Source organism: Oryzomonas rubra (assembly GCF_008369015.1).
Lineage (GTDB): Bacteria > Desulfobacterota > Desulfuromonadia > Geobacterales > Pseudopelobacteraceae > Oryzomonas > Oryzomonas japonica.
Genome location: NZ_SRSD01000004.1, coordinates 238499 through 253096 on the forward strand (window position 1 = coordinate 238499; position 14598 = coordinate 253096).

The 14598-nt window shown below is 61.0% G+C and carries 15 protein-coding genes, 1 tRNA gene and 1 other RNA gene; 12 read left to right on the forward strand and 5 right to left on the reverse strand.

Translation table 11 applies throughout. From position 1 onward, the window contains the following. Positions 1-45: 45 nt before the first annotated feature. The 4 genes from upp to ET418_RS08360 all read right to left on the reverse strand — a co-directional run bounded on the left by upp (position 46) and on the right by ET418_RS08360 (position 4399). Positions 46-675: a uracil phosphoribosyltransferase gene (gene upp / locus ET418_RS08345; RefSeq protein WP_149307137.1), complete on the reverse strand. Its 630-nt coding sequence runs from the start codon at positions 673-675 to the stop codon at positions 46-48. Between the two features lie 52 nt (positions 676-727). Next, a complete protein-coding gene (gene ppnP / locus ET418_RS08350) occupies positions 728-1042 on the reverse strand; it encodes a pyrimidine/purine nucleoside phosphorylase (protein WP_149307138.1) in 315 nt (104 codons plus the stop codon). Between the two features lie 132 nt (positions 1043-1174). After that, positions 1175-1567 carry a hypothetical protein gene (locus ET418_RS08355; RefSeq protein WP_149307139.1) on the reverse strand — a complete coding sequence of 131 codons (393 nt, stop codon included), beginning with the start codon at positions 1565-1567 and terminating at the stop codon, positions 1175-1177. Positions 1568-1726: 159 nt separating this feature from the next. Further along, positions 1727-4399, reverse strand: coding sequence for a CBS domain-containing protein (locus tag ET418_RS08360; RefSeq protein WP_149307140.1), 2673 nt, complete (start codon positions 4397-4399; stop codon positions 1727-1729). 266 nt (positions 4400-4665) lie between these two features. Between ET418_RS08360 and queF the strand changes: the two genes are divergently transcribed. After that, complete coding sequence (gene queF, locus ET418_RS08365) at positions 4666-5094, forward strand: preQ(1) synthase (protein ID WP_149307141.1); 429 nt, start codon at positions 4666-4668, stop codon at positions 5092-5094. Between the two features lie 178 nt (positions 5095-5272). Then, positions 5273-5836, forward strand: a complete 564-nt coding sequence (locus tag ET418_RS08370) for an elongation factor P (RefSeq protein ID WP_149307142.1) — start codon at positions 5273-5275, stop codon at positions 5834-5836. Between the two features lie 21 nt (positions 5837-5857). Here the strand turns inward: ET418_RS08370 and ET418_RS08375 are convergent, their stop codons facing one another. After that, on the reverse strand, positions 5858-6754 hold the full coding sequence (locus tag ET418_RS08375) for a triphosphoribosyl-dephospho-CoA synthase (RefSeq protein WP_149307143.1): 897 nt from the start codon (positions 6752-6754) through the stop codon (positions 5858-5860). 329 nt (positions 6755-7083) lie between these two features. On the opposite strand from ET418_RS08375, the gene ET418_RS08380 reads away from it, so the two are divergent. The 10 genes from ET418_RS08380 (at position 7084) to ET418_RS08425 (ending at position 14559) form a co-directional block, all read left to right on the forward strand. Then, positions 7084-7160 (forward strand) — tRNA-Ile (locus tag ET418_RS08380). A 115-nt stretch (positions 7161-7275) separates the two neighbouring features. Next, positions 7276-8394, forward strand: coding sequence for a Nif3-like dinuclear metal center hexameric protein (locus ET418_RS08385; RefSeq protein WP_149307144.1), 1119 nt, complete (start codon positions 7276-7278; stop codon positions 8392-8394). A 42-nt stretch (positions 8395-8436) separates the two neighbouring features. Continuing rightward, positions 8437-9156, forward strand: coding sequence for a zinc ribbon domain-containing protein (locus tag ET418_RS08390; RefSeq protein ID WP_149307145.1), 720 nt, complete (start codon positions 8437-8439; stop codon positions 9154-9156). Positions 9157-9232: 76 nt separating this feature from the next. Next, positions 9233-9597, forward strand: an RNA gene (gene rnpB / locus ET418_RS08395) — RNase P RNA component class A. A gap of 22 nt (positions 9598-9619) precedes the next feature. Next, positions 9620-10165, forward strand: a complete 546-nt coding sequence (locus ET418_RS08400; RefSeq protein ID WP_149307146.1) for a hypothetical protein — start codon at positions 9620-9622, stop codon at positions 10163-10165. Between the two features lie 27 nt (positions 10166-10192). Beyond that, positions 10193-10537, forward strand: coding sequence for a hypothetical protein (locus ET418_RS08405; protein ID WP_149307147.1), 345 nt, complete (start codon positions 10193-10195; stop codon positions 10535-10537). A 156-nt stretch (positions 10538-10693) separates the two neighbouring features. Next, the gene (gene mraZ, locus ET418_RS08410; protein ID WP_149307148.1) at positions 10694-11191 is read left to right on the forward strand and encodes a division/cell wall cluster transcriptional repressor MraZ; all 498 of its coding nucleotides are present in this window, start codon (positions 10694-10696) and stop codon (positions 11189-11191) included. Position 11192: 1 nt separating this feature from the next. Beyond that, a complete protein-coding gene (gene rsmH, locus ET418_RS08415; RefSeq protein ID WP_149307149.1) occupies positions 11193-12146 on the forward strand; it encodes a 16S rRNA (cytosine(1402)-N(4))-methyltransferase RsmH in 954 nt (317 codons plus the stop codon). A gap of 101 nt (positions 12147-12247) precedes the next feature. After that, positions 12248-12589 carry a cell division protein FtsL gene (gene ftsL / locus ET418_RS08420; RefSeq protein WP_149307150.1) on the forward strand — a complete coding sequence of 114 codons (342 nt, stop codon included), beginning with the start codon at positions 12248-12250 and terminating at the stop codon, positions 12587-12589. Beyond that, positions 12586-14559 carry a penicillin-binding protein gene (locus ET418_RS08425; RefSeq protein ID WP_149307151.1) on the forward strand — a complete coding sequence of 658 codons (1974 nt, stop codon included), beginning with the start codon at positions 12586-12588 and terminating at the stop codon, positions 14557-14559. Before ftsL ends, ET418_RS08425 begins: the two co-directional genes overlap by 4 nt. Positions 14560-14598: the final 39 nt, after the last annotated feature.

Here is a 14598-nt window from a genome sequence, read left to right on the forward strand (position 1 = left end):
CGGCATACTCCTTGTGGCGGGATAGAGAGAATGAACGAGGGTCTGTTACTTCGTGCCGAAGATCTTGTCGCCGGCGTCCCCCAGCCCGGGCAGGATATAACCGCTCTGGTTGAGCCGTTCGTCGATGGCCGCCACATAGACATCCACTTCGGGGTGAGCCGCCGAGATACGGGCGAGCCCTTCCGGCGCCGCCACCAGCGAGAGCACGCGGATTTGCCGGCAGCCATTGTTCTTCAGCATGACGATGGTGGCGTCCAGTGAGCCGCCGGTGGCCAGCATGGGATCGATGATCAGGGCCAAACGCTCATCCAGCCGGCCGACGAACTTTTCATAATAGGTATGGGCCTCCAGGGTTTCCTCATTGCGGGCAAGCCCCACCACGCTGACCTTGGCGTTGGGGATCATGTCCAGCACCCCGTTGAGCATGCCGATTCCGGCCCGCAGGATAGGCACCACGGTGACCTTTTTCCCCTTGATCTGCTGGATCTGCACCGGGTTGCCATCCCACCCTTCGATGGTCCTGCCCTCCAGGGGGAAGTCGCGACAGGCCTCGTAGGAGAGAAGAGAGGCAATTTCCGCCGTCAGCTCGCGAAATTTTTTGGTGCTGATGCCGGCCTCGCGCATCAGGCCGATCTTGTGTTTCACCATGGGGTGATTGACTTCGTGGACGCTCATAGTAGGTGTTCCTCTGAGATGGAGTTCCCCTAAGGGGTGCCGCGATGACCGGCTACGGCAAATAAGAACAGCAATAATCCACAACCGTTTCCATCCTCATCAGGAACGTGGAGTGGGCGGGCACGTTGAATGTCTGGCCAGCCGAAGCCTTTTTCCACTCCTTTTCACCCTTCACCCGCCATTCCAGGTCGCCGGCCAGGATGTCCATCTCTTCGGCCGCTCCGGTGGAGAATTCGTACTCCCCCGGCTGCATGATCCCCAGGGTCTTTTTGCTGCCGTCGGGGAACAGCACCGTTCTGCTGACCACCTTGCCGTTGAAATAGATATTGGCCTTTTTGACTACCGAGACGTTCGAGAACTGCGACATGTACACCCCCTTGATTTTTTGCGTGGTATTTACTCACAACCTGCCGAGGGACGCAAAGAAAAAAAACGCCCGTTGCAATTTTGCAACAGGCGTTGGTTTTCGATTGCCATGTATCATAGTATCAACGGGCCATTACCAGAAGGTTCCCCGCAACAACTCGGCCCGCCAGGTGATGGTTGTCTGGCGCGAGGCCGGCGACTCACTAAGATCGGGAAGGACGGTCGGCAGGGCGAACTTTATACTGCCATTGTCGATCTGTGCCAGGGAACGGGTCGATTTCACCAAACCATAGGCGGAACCGACCAGAACGCCGGAAGCGGCACCATAGGCCATGTAGTCCAGATGATCGGCCGGTTTCTTGGTAAAGGCCATCAGGGCGGCGCCCACCAATGCCCCCGCCGCGCCGCCGTAAAAGGCATCCTCGAACACCTCCCGGAAAGCGTTATCTCCGGCAAGGGCCGAGGTCGCCGTGGCCAGAAGGGCACAGCAGGTGATCAGAGAGATGAGACGCGCCATTGATTTCATGCATTCCCCTCGCTGGGATGGATTTGTCGTCTTGACAGACTGCAAGGATAACGCCAAAGAGTGCACCGCCTCCCCAGACATCTGAAATAGATGCATTTACGGCATGTTATACGTGCAAGAGCGGCATGCCGCAGCAGAGGACCTGGGCGTACCAACAGATCAGTGATGCGTTTTTGCAACACCGGCTCCGCCATCTGACGCGATAAGCAGCAGCGCCAGGGCCCGCTCCTGTTCGTCATTGACGACCTCGCCATCGAGCCGCGCCACCAACAGCCGATCCATGATCGTGCGAAACCGGGGGCTCGGCGCCAATCCCAGGGCCGCCAGCCCGTCCCCATCCAGGGAGCAGCGGACCTGACGCAGACGAGAAACGTACTGGGAGACAAAACGTCTGACCTCCTCGCGGTTGGCGCGCGCGGCCAGATAGAGGAGCATCTCCAGCGGCAGCCCATGAAACCAGTCGTAAATCTCGCTGTTACGAACCTCGGGATTGCGACGCAGACGGCGTTGAATGGCATCCAGGGTTCCCAGCGCCTGCCGACGGTGGCTGAATACCTTTGTCGAGATCCGCCCCGGCACCGCCAACCGGCGGCAGGCGTCATGGAACTCGTCGTTGGTGAGCCGGTCGCCCAAGGCCAGAAAGTAGACCTGCCACTGTTCGCAGGCATCCGGCAGATACAACAGGCGGAACCAGGCCAGGACCCGCCCGGTTTCCTCCACCACCCGCCTGATCTCGGGGAGCAACTTGAGGGAGGGATGGACAAACGGCAGCAGGCCGAAGCCGGCCATGCGGACAATGGCCCCCACCGGCTCCTTTTCCCGCAGGATCTGGATCAATTCGTTCAAAAGACGCAGACCACCGACCCTATTGAGGACGTTCATCCGCACCGCGCTGCGGATCAGGTTCTCGGTGTGGGGCGCGATATGAAAACCGAGGCGCTGTTCGAAACGGATCGCCCGGAAAACCCGGGTCGGGTCCTCCACGAAGGAGAGGTTGTGCAGCACCCTGACCAGCCGCTCCTGAAGGTCCTGCTGGCCGCCGAAGTAATCGGTCAGGCGTCCGAACGACGGGCCGTTGAGGCACACCGCCAGGGTGTTGATGGTGAAATCCCGCCGGTACAGGTCGTGGCGCAGCGAGGAGCGTTCCACGGTTGGCAGCACACCGGGGGACTCGTAGTATTCCAGGCGGGTGCTGGCCACGTCGATCTTGGCCCCGTCCGGGAAGATCACCACCGCCGTGCTGAAGGTCCGATGGCTGCGAACCCGGCAACCGTGGCGGGCCGCAAACTGTTCCGCGAAAAAGATACCGTCCCCTTCCACCGTGACGTCGATGTCCAGGTTTGCCACCCCCAGCAGCAGGTCGCGCACGAATCCGCCAATGGCATACACCGCCAGCCCCAATTCGTCACCGACGGTCCCCAGGTCGTGCAGGAGCTTGCCGGCGTCAGTGGGAAGCCGTTTGCCCAGCAGGCCCGCAATGGAGCGATTTTTGGGGGAAAAGCCGAGGGCCCCCACATCGTAGAGCGCCCCCGGTTCGCCCCGGCGGCCGCCGTACATGTGGCGTAACAGATCGGTGCGCGTCACCGCACCCGCAAGCTCTTCCCCTTTGAATACCGGCACGAAACGGCGGTTACCCTCCACCATGTATTCCTGGATGTCGGCGATGGGGGTGGTGGGAGCGGCCCGCATGAATTCGGTGTGCATGAAGTCGGTGGCCGGGGCGTCCCCCAGATCGTGGTAGAGCGCCTTCTCCACGATCTTGCGGGAGATGATCCCGATCATCCGGCCGGCGGCAATGACCGGCATGGCGTTGCAGTTGTAGCGGGTCAGCAGGTCCCGGGCAGCGGCGATGGTGACATCGCCCGGCATGGTCTTGACCGGCGCGGACATGATATCCCCGGCGCAGAACCGGGGACTGACCTCGACCCGCAGCTGTTCCTCCAGGCGTTGCAGCACCTGGTGCAACGTCTGGTCACGCACCACGGCCGATGCGGCGGTGGCGTGTCCGCCCCCGTGGAAACGGCGCAGGATCTCCCCCACGTTCACCTCCAGGATACGGCTGCGCGCCACCAGGTAAATGCGCCCCTCCATAGCGACCACCACGAAGAGGGTGTCCAGATTTTCCATGTCCCGCATCAGGTGGGCCAGGGCGGCGATGTCGCCCACGTACTGATCGCTCGTGGCGTGGGCGATGGAGATGTTGATGCCGTTGATGGTTGTGGTCTTGAGCGTGGTCAGCAGCCGTTTCAGGAGCCCCATCTGCTGACTGCTCAACTCCTGGGAGAGAGCCTCGGCCACCACGTTCACCCGCGCGCCCCGCTCCATGAGCCAAGCCGCCACGCGATAGTCGTCCCGCGTGGTCGAGACGAACAGCAGCCGGCCGGTATCCTCGTGGATGCCGAGCATGATCAGGGTGGCCTCTTCCGGCGTGAGTTCGACCGCCTGCTCCATCAGAAGCCCGCCCAGGATGGTGGATGACGAGCCGCAGGGGCGGATCAGGCCGCCGGTCGGCCGGATGCTCTGTTCCGTGATCGGGTGGTGGTCATAGATATGAATCTCAAGGCCGGGACGTCCCAGGAGGCCGGCAAAACGGCCGATGCGCTCACTCTGCTGGCAATCGACGACAATCAGGCGGGTGATGGCGTCCAGGTCGATGTCCTTGGCGCGAACCACGCCGGGCAGATACTCGGGCCGGACGGCCAGGAAGTCACGCACCGCCTTTTCCTGGGAACCGGGAAAGGCGATCAGGGCGCCGGGATAGAGCCGGGCCGCGGCGACCATGGCGCCCAGACAGTCGAAATCGGCATTGGTGTGGGTGGTTATGACATCCATTAACGCTCCATCTCCCGAAGACGTCGTGCCGCTTCGGGGGTCGTCGTATCTCGCTAAGTATACACGCTGTTTATCCAGTTAGACATACTGTTTTGCATGTGCGGCCAATCCGCGGCAAATTCGGTGTGGACATGCGCAACACCTGGGAACCGTACAAGTTGAACGCCACCGTGGGACCCGGCGAAGACGCTGCAAAAGGTTGCTTGAAACGCGGCGTAATGGTATTGTATCGCTCGTTTCGGACCGATCGCAAGGGAGATAGAGTTATGGCGCTTCACGAGAATCTGAAATCACTGGGGGCCGGGGCAACGGCCTACCGCTACGACCGGCCCGACGCCGGGCTTCTGGAATCATTCCCCAGCCCCTTTGCCCAACCGGACATGAACCCGGCCAAGGCCGTGGGCACGTTGCACATCGAATGCCCGGAATTCACCTGCCTCTGCCCCATGACCGGGCAGCCGGACTTCGCCAAGATCGTCATCGACTACCAACCGGACCGCCTCTGCGTCGAAAGCAAGAGCCTCAAGCTCTACCTGGGCTCCTTCCGCATGCACGGAGAATTCCACGAGGCCAGCGTCAACCGCATCTGCAACGACCTGGTGGCGCTGCTCGAACCGGTCTGGCTGACGGTACGGGGCGAGTTCACCCCCCGGGGCGGCATCCCCTTCTGGCCCACGGCCGAGTACCGTAGGTAATAGTGTTAAAACCTGCCACAAAGACGCGGAGACACAGAGGTTCACAGAGGAAAACGTAACATCATTGAGCAAGCCAAGATCAGAATCGTTGTCGTTTGTTTGCCTTATTCCTGATTTTCTCCGTGTCTCTGTGGCAGATGTTGATTTTGAAAGACTATTTATTAACAAGGAGAATACCATGTTCACCACATCCGATTTCAAAAAAGGGCTCGTCATCCAGTTGGACGGGGCACCCTGCCTGCTCCTCGACGTCACCTTCCAGTCCCCATCGGCCCGGGGCGCCAACACCATGGTCAAGACCCGCTACCGCAACCTGATCACCTCCCAGGTGCTGGACAAGACCTTCCGTTCCGGCGATAAGGTGGACGAGGCCGACTACGGTCGCAACAAAGGACAGTTCCTGTATGCCGACGGCGCAAAAGGGGTCTTCATGGATCTGGGAACCTATGAACAGTTCGAGGTTGACGAGGAGGCGTTCGAGGCGCTAGCCCCCTTCCTGCTGGAGGGGACCGAGGTGGTGCTGGGGCTCTTCGAGGGGCGGTTGGTCAATGTGGAACTGCCCATGACCGTGGAACTGGTTGTCACGGAAACCGCGCCGGTGCTCAAGAATGCCACCGCCACGGCCCAGACCAAAGAGGCTATCCTGGAGACCGGCCTCAAGCTCCAGGTCCCGCCGTATCTGGCAACCGGGGAGAAGATCAAGGTGGATACCCGGGACGGCAGATTCATATCGCGGGCTTAGCATCGGAAAGATAGCGCCCTGTCAAGCGGCCCCGGAAAATCCCTCAGAAGGATTTCCGTGGCCGTTTTTGCGTTCAAAAGGGGTGTGCCGTTCCGGAAAACCCAAGAGACATCCGCAGGCGAGCAGGTAGCAGTAGGAGAGCCCCAGCATGTCGGCCACCCCCCCCATGGTAAGATTCATCCTGATATACTCCATGTTGAGACTCTGGAGAAACGGCTCGCAATCCTCCCCCATGGCGATGAGCCGCTCGATCTGCCGGCCATCCCTCCTGATGCGGGAGAGCCCCATGCTGCCGCACCGATGGAGCGTGGTGGTGTCGTCGACGGTCTGCATCAGGCGGCCCAGCATGGCAAACGAGGCAATTTTGGGATGCCCGTGGATTTCCAGGGCCGCAAGGTAGGCCGGGACCGCCTCATCGAAGAGCGCCGGCAGGCCGTTCATGGCCTCCCGCACAATCCCTCCCGCACCGTGCAGAGCCCTCTGCTGTTGCCCATGGGTGGCCTGTTCCCCCTGGGCGGCAAAGAATTCCCCGGCCAGGGCGGCGACCTGTTTCCGAAAGCTCTGTTCGTCGGCCGATGGGGCATGCCAGGCCGTAACAAGCAGCAGACCGCTCAGAAAGAGATACCCCTTGTGGGTATTGGTGCCCAGGCTTGCCAGCATGGCCTGTTCGGCCCTCCTGCCGATGGCGGCCTGACGGGCGAACTCCTCGCCGGCAGCCAGGGAGCGGCAGAGTTGGTCGAGATAGTCGGCAATGATATGGATCGAACGTTCCATGGTGGCCAGGGACAGGTCGTGGTGGGAGCCGCAGTCATTCAGGTCCACCAGCCCCGGCTTGGGGGTCAGGTACAGCTCCATGGCAACCCCCTTGACCAGAAACATGGCCAACAGCTCAATATCTGAAGTGCGCGAGGAGTTCATCAGCCCTTTCCATTAATCTCGTGGATGGTATGCAGCCCGAGCGCCGACGGCAACGAGTTCGCATGTTCTCGAACATGCCGGCCGCCCTGATATCCGCGGTGCAGTTCAGTGCCACAACCATACGGTCGCATCATACCTGGGCGATATTCGTGAGCATAGCAGAATTCCCCAGCCTGTCCAGCCGGGTTGCGGTATACATGGGTCTGTTAGGGTATACAAAAAGTGAGAGATCTCCGACCCGGCCTTTGGAAAATAATGCCCCCATGGCGGAAACCGCGATTCAAAAGTTCTTGACACTCCCGGCACACTTCCGTAGTATTAACTCCTCCGGGCCTATAGCTCAGTTGGCTAGAGCCACCGGCTCATAACCGGTTGGTCCCAGGTTCGAGTCCTGGTGGGCCCACCATTTCATTTACAAGGAAAACGCGCCGGATGCCGGCAATACTACGAACGGGACACCCCGTACCATCAATTTCGCAAGAGTGCACACCGAAGGGTTGCACTCTTTTTGTTTGTACCCGATGAAGACGCCAAAACTCTCTGACATACTTGGAATCATTAACAAAATAGCTCCTCCCGGTTTGGCGGAATCATGGGACAACTCGGGATTGCAGGTCGGGAACCCGGATGCAGGGATAGAGCGCATCATGATCGCCCTGGACGCCACCCCGGCCGTCATGGAAGCCGCCCGCAACAGTTCCTGCCACCTGCTCGTCACCCACCACCCCCTGCTGTTCAAACCGCTTAAAACCATTTCAACCGCCACCCCCCAGGGAAAACTCGTACACGACGCCATCAGGTCCGATCTGGCGGTCGTCAGCATCCACACCAGCTACGACGTGGCCGAGGGTGGGCTGAACGACCTGTTGGCCGAACGCCTGGGGGTCTCCGCTTGTCGGCCGCTCCAGGCAACTGCCGGGCAGGAGCTGGCCAAGCTGGCGGTCTTCGTGCCGGGCGACCATCTTGAACGGGTCCGCGGGGCGCTCCTTCCCTGGGCCGAAGCCCTGGGCAACTACCGGGACTGCTCCTTCAGCGCCCCCGGCGAAGGGACCTTCACCCCCCTGGCCGGCGCTACGCCGTTCATCGGTGAGGTTGGAAGCCGGGAACAGGTTCCCGAACAGCGCCTGGAATTGCTCCTGGACCGACGCAATCTGCCGCGAGTCGTCAAGGCGCTCCTGGCGGCGCACCCATACGAAGAGCCGGCCTTCGACATCTACCCCCTGCTCAACGAGGGTAAACAACTCGGACTGGGCCGGGTAGGTTCCCTGGCGGAGCAGACGACCCTGGCGGACTATGCGGCGCGGATCAGGGAAATGCTGCATGCCCCTGGGCTGCGCTATGTGGGCGACCCCGCGACTGTGATCAAAAAAGTGGCTCTGTGCAGCGGCAGCGGGGCATCGCTCTTGCGCGATGCGGTCCGTTGCGGAGCCGACGTCCTGGTGACGGGCGATGTGAAATACCACGATGCCCGGGATGCGCAGGACCTGGGCATCACCCTGATCGATGCCGGGCATTTCCCCAGCGAGATCATCATGGTAGACGATGTGGCCGAACGCCTGGGCCGCATGCTGTCCGAAGCGGGTTACGAAAACTGCCGGATACTACCCTGCCGTATCGAATCCGACCCATTGAGAGTCTAATTACCATACAACACAAATTTTTGTACCGGGAGGAAGCTGATTTTGAAAAAGAGACTTGAGATGTTGGAACAACTTCAGGAGATCGATTACCTGATCGACAACCTGAAAACCACCCAGAGCGGGCTGACGGAAGAGATGAGCGGGATCGAACAGGCCCTGATCGACGCCCGCCAGGAACTTTCCGGGCTGGAAGGCCGCGTGGTGCTGCTTGAGCAGGAAAAGGGAGAGCTGGAAAGCAGCCAGACCGTCGAACAGGAAAATATCCGGCGCTCCGAAACCAACATGAAAGAGATCAAGACCAACAAGGAATACCAGGCCGTTGGCCGGGAGATCGCCGCCGCCCGCAAGCAGGCCGCCGAGATCGACGAGCAGACCTTGCAGAAGGTGAGCCAGATCGAGGAGTTGAACACCGAGATCGCCACACGCAAGGAGACCCTTGCCGAGCTGGAGCAGAACACCTCGCAACGCCGCGACGAAAAGCAGGCCGAGATCAGCAAAATCCAGCAGGATATCGATGCCGACGTCGCCCGGCGCGAAGCCATCACCAAGGAGTTGCCGCCCAACCTGGTCAAGCGCTACAACGCCCTGCGCAAGCAGCGTCGCGGACAGGCGGTCGCCGGCGCCCGGGATGGTTATTGCCTGGGCTGCAATATGAATCTTCCTCCCCAACTCTACAATAGCCTCTATAAAGGCGACGAACTTATCAGTTGCCCGCACTGCCAGCGGGTGTTGATCCTGAAGCTGCAACCGGCGGCCCAGTAACCAAGGTGGCGATGTAGCATCAATAAGGGCTTCGTCCACCGCTCACGCGGACTATGGGCGAGGCTGCAGTTTGGTTGAAGCAGGACAGATGGCCGCTCTTTTTCGAAAGGGAGGAAAGTCCGGGCTCCATAGGGCATGACGCTGGATAACGTCCAGCGGGGGCGACCCCAGGGCAGAGTGCCACAGAGAGAAGTCCGCCTGCCACGGCAGGTAAGGGTGAAAGGGTGAGGTAAGAGCTCACCGGGTCCGACGGCGACGCCGGATGCCAGGTAAACCCCGTCAGGAGCAAGGCCAAATAGGGAGGCGCTAAGGGCTGCCCGCCCATGCCTCCGGGTTGGCTGCTTGAGGCTGCCGGTAACGGCAGTCCCAGATGAATGACCATCGCCCGGTGAGGGGTAACCCGCTCCGGGAACAGAACCCGGCTTATGGACTGCTTCAACCAAAATTTTCACGAGAACCGCCAATGAACGACCAAGAGGCATGGGACCGGGGGGTGCGGCTCATGGAGGAAATCCATGACCGGCTTCCCCACGACCTGCGGCAGCAACTCGAAGCGGTGCTCGCAGGCTACCGGCGGCGCAAGGAAGAGATGCTGGCGTTGACCGTTGCCGGCGGCAGCGCCGGGATCTGCCGCGCATGCGGCGGACAGTGCTGCTTGAACGGAAAATACCGCTTCAGCGGACTTGACCTGCTGGCCGTGCTTGAGCAGAAGACGCCGCTGCCGGCGCCCGATTTTACCCAGAAACCGCTCTGCCCCTATGGCGATGCCGGCGGGTGCCGCATGCCGGCGCGGTTCCGGCCGCTCGACTGCGTACTGTTCATCTGCGAGGCCATAGCAGACCGCCTGGAAGAGCCGGCAACCCACACTTTGACCCGCCTGGAACAGGAGTTGCGCCAGAGTATGGGACTGGCGGAGACCCTGCTGGGGCAGCGGCTCGGCCAACCGCTCCTGCTGTTGGCCGGACATCCCGACGGCACGGACACGCCGCGGCGGAGAGTTACCAATTAAAAAAACAAAGAATCGCGAGGATGCACCATGGTCACCACCCACGATATCGTCCTGATCAACGTTGACAACAAACCGGGCTTCTATGCCCGCATCGAGGAGCTCACCCCCGACGTAAAGCCGGGATGGTGGCAGGTGCGCCTGATGGTGTTCACCTTTCCGCTCCAGATGTTTACCTGGATACTGGACGAATTCCAACTCGACGGCGCCGACTTCACCATGGGGGGCACCCCCATCCGCATGGAGCAGGTCGTCCCGCCGGTTGAGCAGGAGCAACTCCAGGAGGAACAGGGCGAAAAGGAACAACAGGAGCGTGCTGCGCATAATTCCGGCAACCCCAAGGTCATCTCCCTTTCGGACCGCCGGAAGAGATAACGGTTCCGACATGCCTGAGACTCTCGACCTCCCCCGAAAACGGGGGAGGTTTTTTGTTGAAGAAACCCACCGCAACCTCACGTTTTATCTTGACATACCCCTTGACCGCCGCTATAAATTTCCCATAAGGTGGAAAAAAGTGGAAATTGGTGGCAGATGACTGAAGCAATCGACATATTCGGGGGGGAAACCCCGAGCACCATCGACGGCAAAGGACGGACCTGTATCCCGGTCAAATTCAGGGATGCGCTCGTCGGCCCGCCGGAGGATGCGCGCTTCATCATCACCAAGGCCGCCCCCGTGGACCTGGGTGACGGCACCTTTGGCCGCGGCCTTTCCGTGTATCCCCTGGACGCATGGTCCGGGATAAAGAAAAAGATCCTTGCCAACGAGGGGGGGTTCACGTCGGCGCAGTTGAACAGCATCAAGCGCCAGATCATCAACCCGGCGGAGGAGTGCAGCGCCGACAAGCTCGGACGGGTGCTGATCCCCTCTGCACTGCGGCTGCACGCCGAATTGGAACGGGACATCTGGTTCGTCGGCATGGGACAACGCTTCGATATCTGGAGCAAGGGGACGTATAGCCGCATCAACGCACAGGACGAGAAAAACTTCCCGCTGGATTCGGAAGCGCTCGCCGCACTAGGCATTTAAGATGACCTCCTTCCATCACCTGTCGGTCATGCCGGACGAGGTCATCGCCCTGCTGCAACCCCGGCCGGGAGGGATCTACCTGGACGGCACCCTTGGGGGCGGCGGGCACACGGCGCTGATCGCCGAGCTGTGTGGCCCCGGTAACGGGATGGTGATCGGGATCGATCAGGACCAAGAGGCGCTGGAGGCGGCCGGCCGCAGGCTGGCTGAATTCGGCCCCGCGGTCCGCCTGGTTCACGGCAACTTCGCCGAGCTCGACCGGCATCTGGACGCAATGGGCATTGCCGCCCTGGACGGCTTCATCCTCGATCTGGGGGTTTCCTCCCACCAGTTGGACAGCGGGGCGCGCGGCTTCAGTTTCCAGCAGGACGCTCCGTTGGACATGCGCATGGATGCCGGCGGCGCGGAAACCGCCGCCGACTTGGTGAACGAGTTGCCGGAGCAGGAGTTGGAACGGATCATCCGGGACTATGGCGAGGAGCGCTGGGCCAAGAGGATCGCCGCTTTCATCGTCAAGGCCCGTGGCGAGCAGACGATCCTGACCACGCTGCAGTTGACGGATATCATCAAGGGGGCCATCCCCAAGGCCAAGTGGGAGGAACGCATCCACCCCGCCACCCGCACCTTTCAGGCCCTGCGGATCGCCGTCAACCGGGAGCTGGAAAGTCTGGAACAGGGGCTGCGCGCCGCCCTCGACCGTTTGAAGCCGGGTGGACGGGCGGCGGTCATCTCGTTCCACTCCCTGGAAGACCGGATCGTCAAACATATCTTCCGGGAGTACGCCACCGGCTGCACCTGCCCGCGCCAGTTCCCGGTCTGCGTCTGCGGACAAAAGCCACGGGTAAGGGTACTGACCAGCCGTCCGGTCACGGCATCGGAGGCCGAAATCGACCGGAACCCGCGGGCGCGCAGCGCCAAGTTGCGGGGCGCAGAGAAACTGAATTTAAGCGCGTAGTCAGCCCCTTCTTCTTACTAGACGGGGCCGGCGCTTCGAACAGACGCGGATTCAAAGTTCACGATTCACGTCTCACGATTCACGATGTAGGGAGGTACCGCATGGCACAGGCAAGAACCGAATACGGCAAGGTCGTCGCTCCGCGCCCCTTGAGCGGAACCGAACTGGTCACCCAGCGGGTGGACATGTTCAAGTTCCTCATGATCTGCATGGTCCTTTTCACGATCGTTTCGGTTTTCCATGTCTGGTCGCGTTTCAAGCTGATCGACCTGAATCTGCGCATATCCGAGACCAACCGTCAACTGAAGGATGCGGAACAGGAGCAGAAACGGCTCAAACTTGAGGCGGCATCCCTCAAGACACCTGAACGTATCGAGACCATCGCCAAGGGCGACCTGGCCATGGGCCTGCCCACCGAGCAACAGGTGATCGTCGTCAAATGAATACTGACCGGGAAAAATGGGCCAGGGTCCGGATCGTCATGATCGGGACCATATTCGGCCTGTTGTTCCTGAGCGTCACCGGCAGGGCGTTCTATCTCCAGATCCTCCAGCACGAGGAGTTGGTGAAGAAGGCCGAACGGCAGCACCAGCATATCGTCCAGCTCAACCCGGGGCGCGGTGTCATCATGGACCGTAACGGCACGCCGCTGGCCGTGTCCGTGGACATGGATTCATGCTATGCCGAACCGCGCCGCATCAAGGACATGGACGGCACGGCCGGGGTGCTGGCGCCGTTTCTCGGGACATCAAAGCAGGAACTGCTCAAAAAGCTTTCCTGCGACAAGGGATTTGTCTGGATCGAGCGGCGCCTGACCCCCGAGGTAGCAGCCCGTATCAAGAACCTCAAACTGACCGGCATCGGCTTTGTCTCCGAGTCGAAACGTTTCTATCCCAACAGTGAAGTCGCTTCCCACGTGGTCGGGTTTACCGGCGTGGACCCGGTCGGGCTGGAAGGGGTGGAACGCAAATACGATTCCGTCATCCTGGGCAACACCGGCTATATGGTGACCGAGCGCGATGCCTTGGGGCGCGATATAGCCCTCAAGGATACGGTCATCAAAAATTCTTCGCCGGGCAAGAACATCGTTCTCACCCTGGACAAGAACATCGAATACATCGCGGAAAAGGAACTGGCCAAGGCGGTTACGGAGAGCGGCGCCAAGAACGGCATGGCCCTGGTCATGGAATCGGATAGCGGCAGGGTTCTCGCCATGGCCAACTATCCCACCTTCAACCCCAACGCCTATGCCCATTACCCCCAGGCCATGCTGCGCAACCGGGTCGTCGCCGACAGTTTCGAGCCCGGTTCCACCTTCAAGATCTTTCTGGTCTCCGCGGCACTGGAGGAGAGGATCCTCAGGCCCACCGACCTCATCAACTGCGAGAACGGCCGCTATACCGTCGCCGACCGGACCATCCACGATACCCACAGCTACGCCCGGCTGTCCGTGAGCGACATCCTCAAGTATTCGAGCAATATCGGCGCGGCCAAGATCGGCTTCAAGCTCGGCGATGAACGCCTGTTCCGCTATCTGAGAAATTTCGGGTTCGGCGAGCGCACCGGCGTGGACCTCCCGGGGGAGTCCCCGGGCAACCTGCGGGACAAGCACCGCTTGTACGGGGTTGATCTGGCCACCATCTCCTTCGGCCAGGGGGTCTCGGTCTCGGCCATCCAACTGGTGAGCGCGGTTTCCGCCGTTGCCAACGGCGGCACGCTCATGAAGCCTTACATTGTGGAGCGCATCCTGGACGACAGCGGCCGCGAGGTGCAGAAATTCGAGCCCCAGGCGGTGCGCCGCGTGATCTCCACGGATACGGCCAAAAAGGTCACCAGGATGATGGAGAGCGTCACCAGCGAGGGCGGTACCGGCCTCAACGCCGCCATAGACGGGTTTTTGGTGGCCGGCAAGACCGGCACGGCTCAAAAGGCGGACCCGGTGACCCACGGCTACTCCGCCACCCGGAGGACCGGCTCGTTTATCGGTTTCGTCCCGGCCGACAAGCCCAAACTGACGATCCTGGTGGTGATCGACGAACCGAAGACCAGCCCCTACGGCGGCGTGGTGGCGGCCCCGGCCTTCCGCTCCATTGCCGTGAATGCGCTGGCCTATCTGAAAATCATGCCCAAGGGCGAGACCCAAAAGACGCCCAAGGTCGTTGCCGCCCAGACCCCGCCACCCCCGAAAACGGATGCCGCGTCGGAGGGAGACGCCTTGGACGCGACTACCGGGGTTGCCGTCATGCCGGATTTCCGAGGCATGAGCATGCGCCGGGTCATGCAGGTGATGGAAAAGCGCGGTATCAATATCAAGCTGATGGGTAGCGGACGGGCCGTGGAACAGAATCCTCCCCCCGGTCAGACGATCCGAGGGGTAGACGAGGTTTGGATAAAATTCACACCTTCCGCATGAACCGTCACAACCTGCACCCGTCGGCAGGTTGTGTCATTT

Excerpts from the sequence above, each read along its gene's own strand:
- upp (WP_149307137.1), bottom strand. The coding sequence starts at position 675 with ATGAGCGTCCACGAAGTCAATCACCCCATGGTGAAACACAAGATCGGC.
- ppnP (WP_149307138.1), bottom strand. The coding sequence starts at position 1,042 with ATGTCGCAGTTCTCGAACGTCTCGGTAGTCAAAAAGGCCAATATCTAT.
- ET418_RS08355 (WP_149307139.1), bottom strand. The coding sequence starts at position 1,567 with ATGAAATCAATGGCGCGTCTCATCTCTCTGATCACCTGCTGTGCCCTT.
- ET418_RS08360 (WP_149307140.1), bottom strand. The coding sequence starts at position 4,399 with ATGGATGTCATAACCACCCACACCAATGCCGATTTCGACTGTCTGGGC.
- queF (WP_149307141.1), top strand. The coding sequence starts at position 4,666 with ATGGCGCTTCACGAGAATCTGAAATCACTGGGGGCCGGGGCAACGGCC.
- ET418_RS08370 (WP_149307142.1), top strand. The coding sequence starts at position 5,273 with ATGTTCACCACATCCGATTTCAAAAAAGGGCTCGTCATCCAGTTGGAC.
- ET418_RS08375 (WP_149307143.1), bottom strand. The coding sequence starts at position 6,754 with ATGAACTCCTCGCGCACTTCAGATATTGAGCTGTTGGCCATGTTTCTG.
- ET418_RS08385 (WP_149307144.1), top strand. The coding sequence starts at position 7,276 with ATGAAGACGCCAAAACTCTCTGACATACTTGGAATCATTAACAAAATA.
- ET418_RS08400 (WP_149307146.1), top strand. The coding sequence starts at position 9,620 with ATGAACGACCAAGAGGCATGGGACCGGGGGGTGCGGCTCATGGAGGAA.
- ET418_RS08405 (WP_149307147.1), top strand. The coding sequence starts at position 10,193 with ATGGTCACCACCCACGATATCGTCCTGATCAACGTTGACAACAAACCG.
- mraZ (WP_149307148.1), top strand. The coding sequence starts at position 10,694 with ATGACTGAAGCAATCGACATATTCGGGGGGGAAACCCCGAGCACCATC.
- rsmH (WP_149307149.1), top strand. The coding sequence starts at position 11,193 with ATGACCTCCTTCCATCACCTGTCGGTCATGCCGGACGAGGTCATCGCC.
- ftsL (WP_149307150.1), top strand. The coding sequence starts at position 12,248 with ATGGCACAGGCAAGAACCGAATACGGCAAGGTCGTCGCTCCGCGCCCC.
- ET418_RS08425 (WP_149307151.1), top strand. The coding sequence starts at position 12,586 with ATGAATACTGACCGGGAAAAATGGGCCAGGGTCCGGATCGTCATGATC.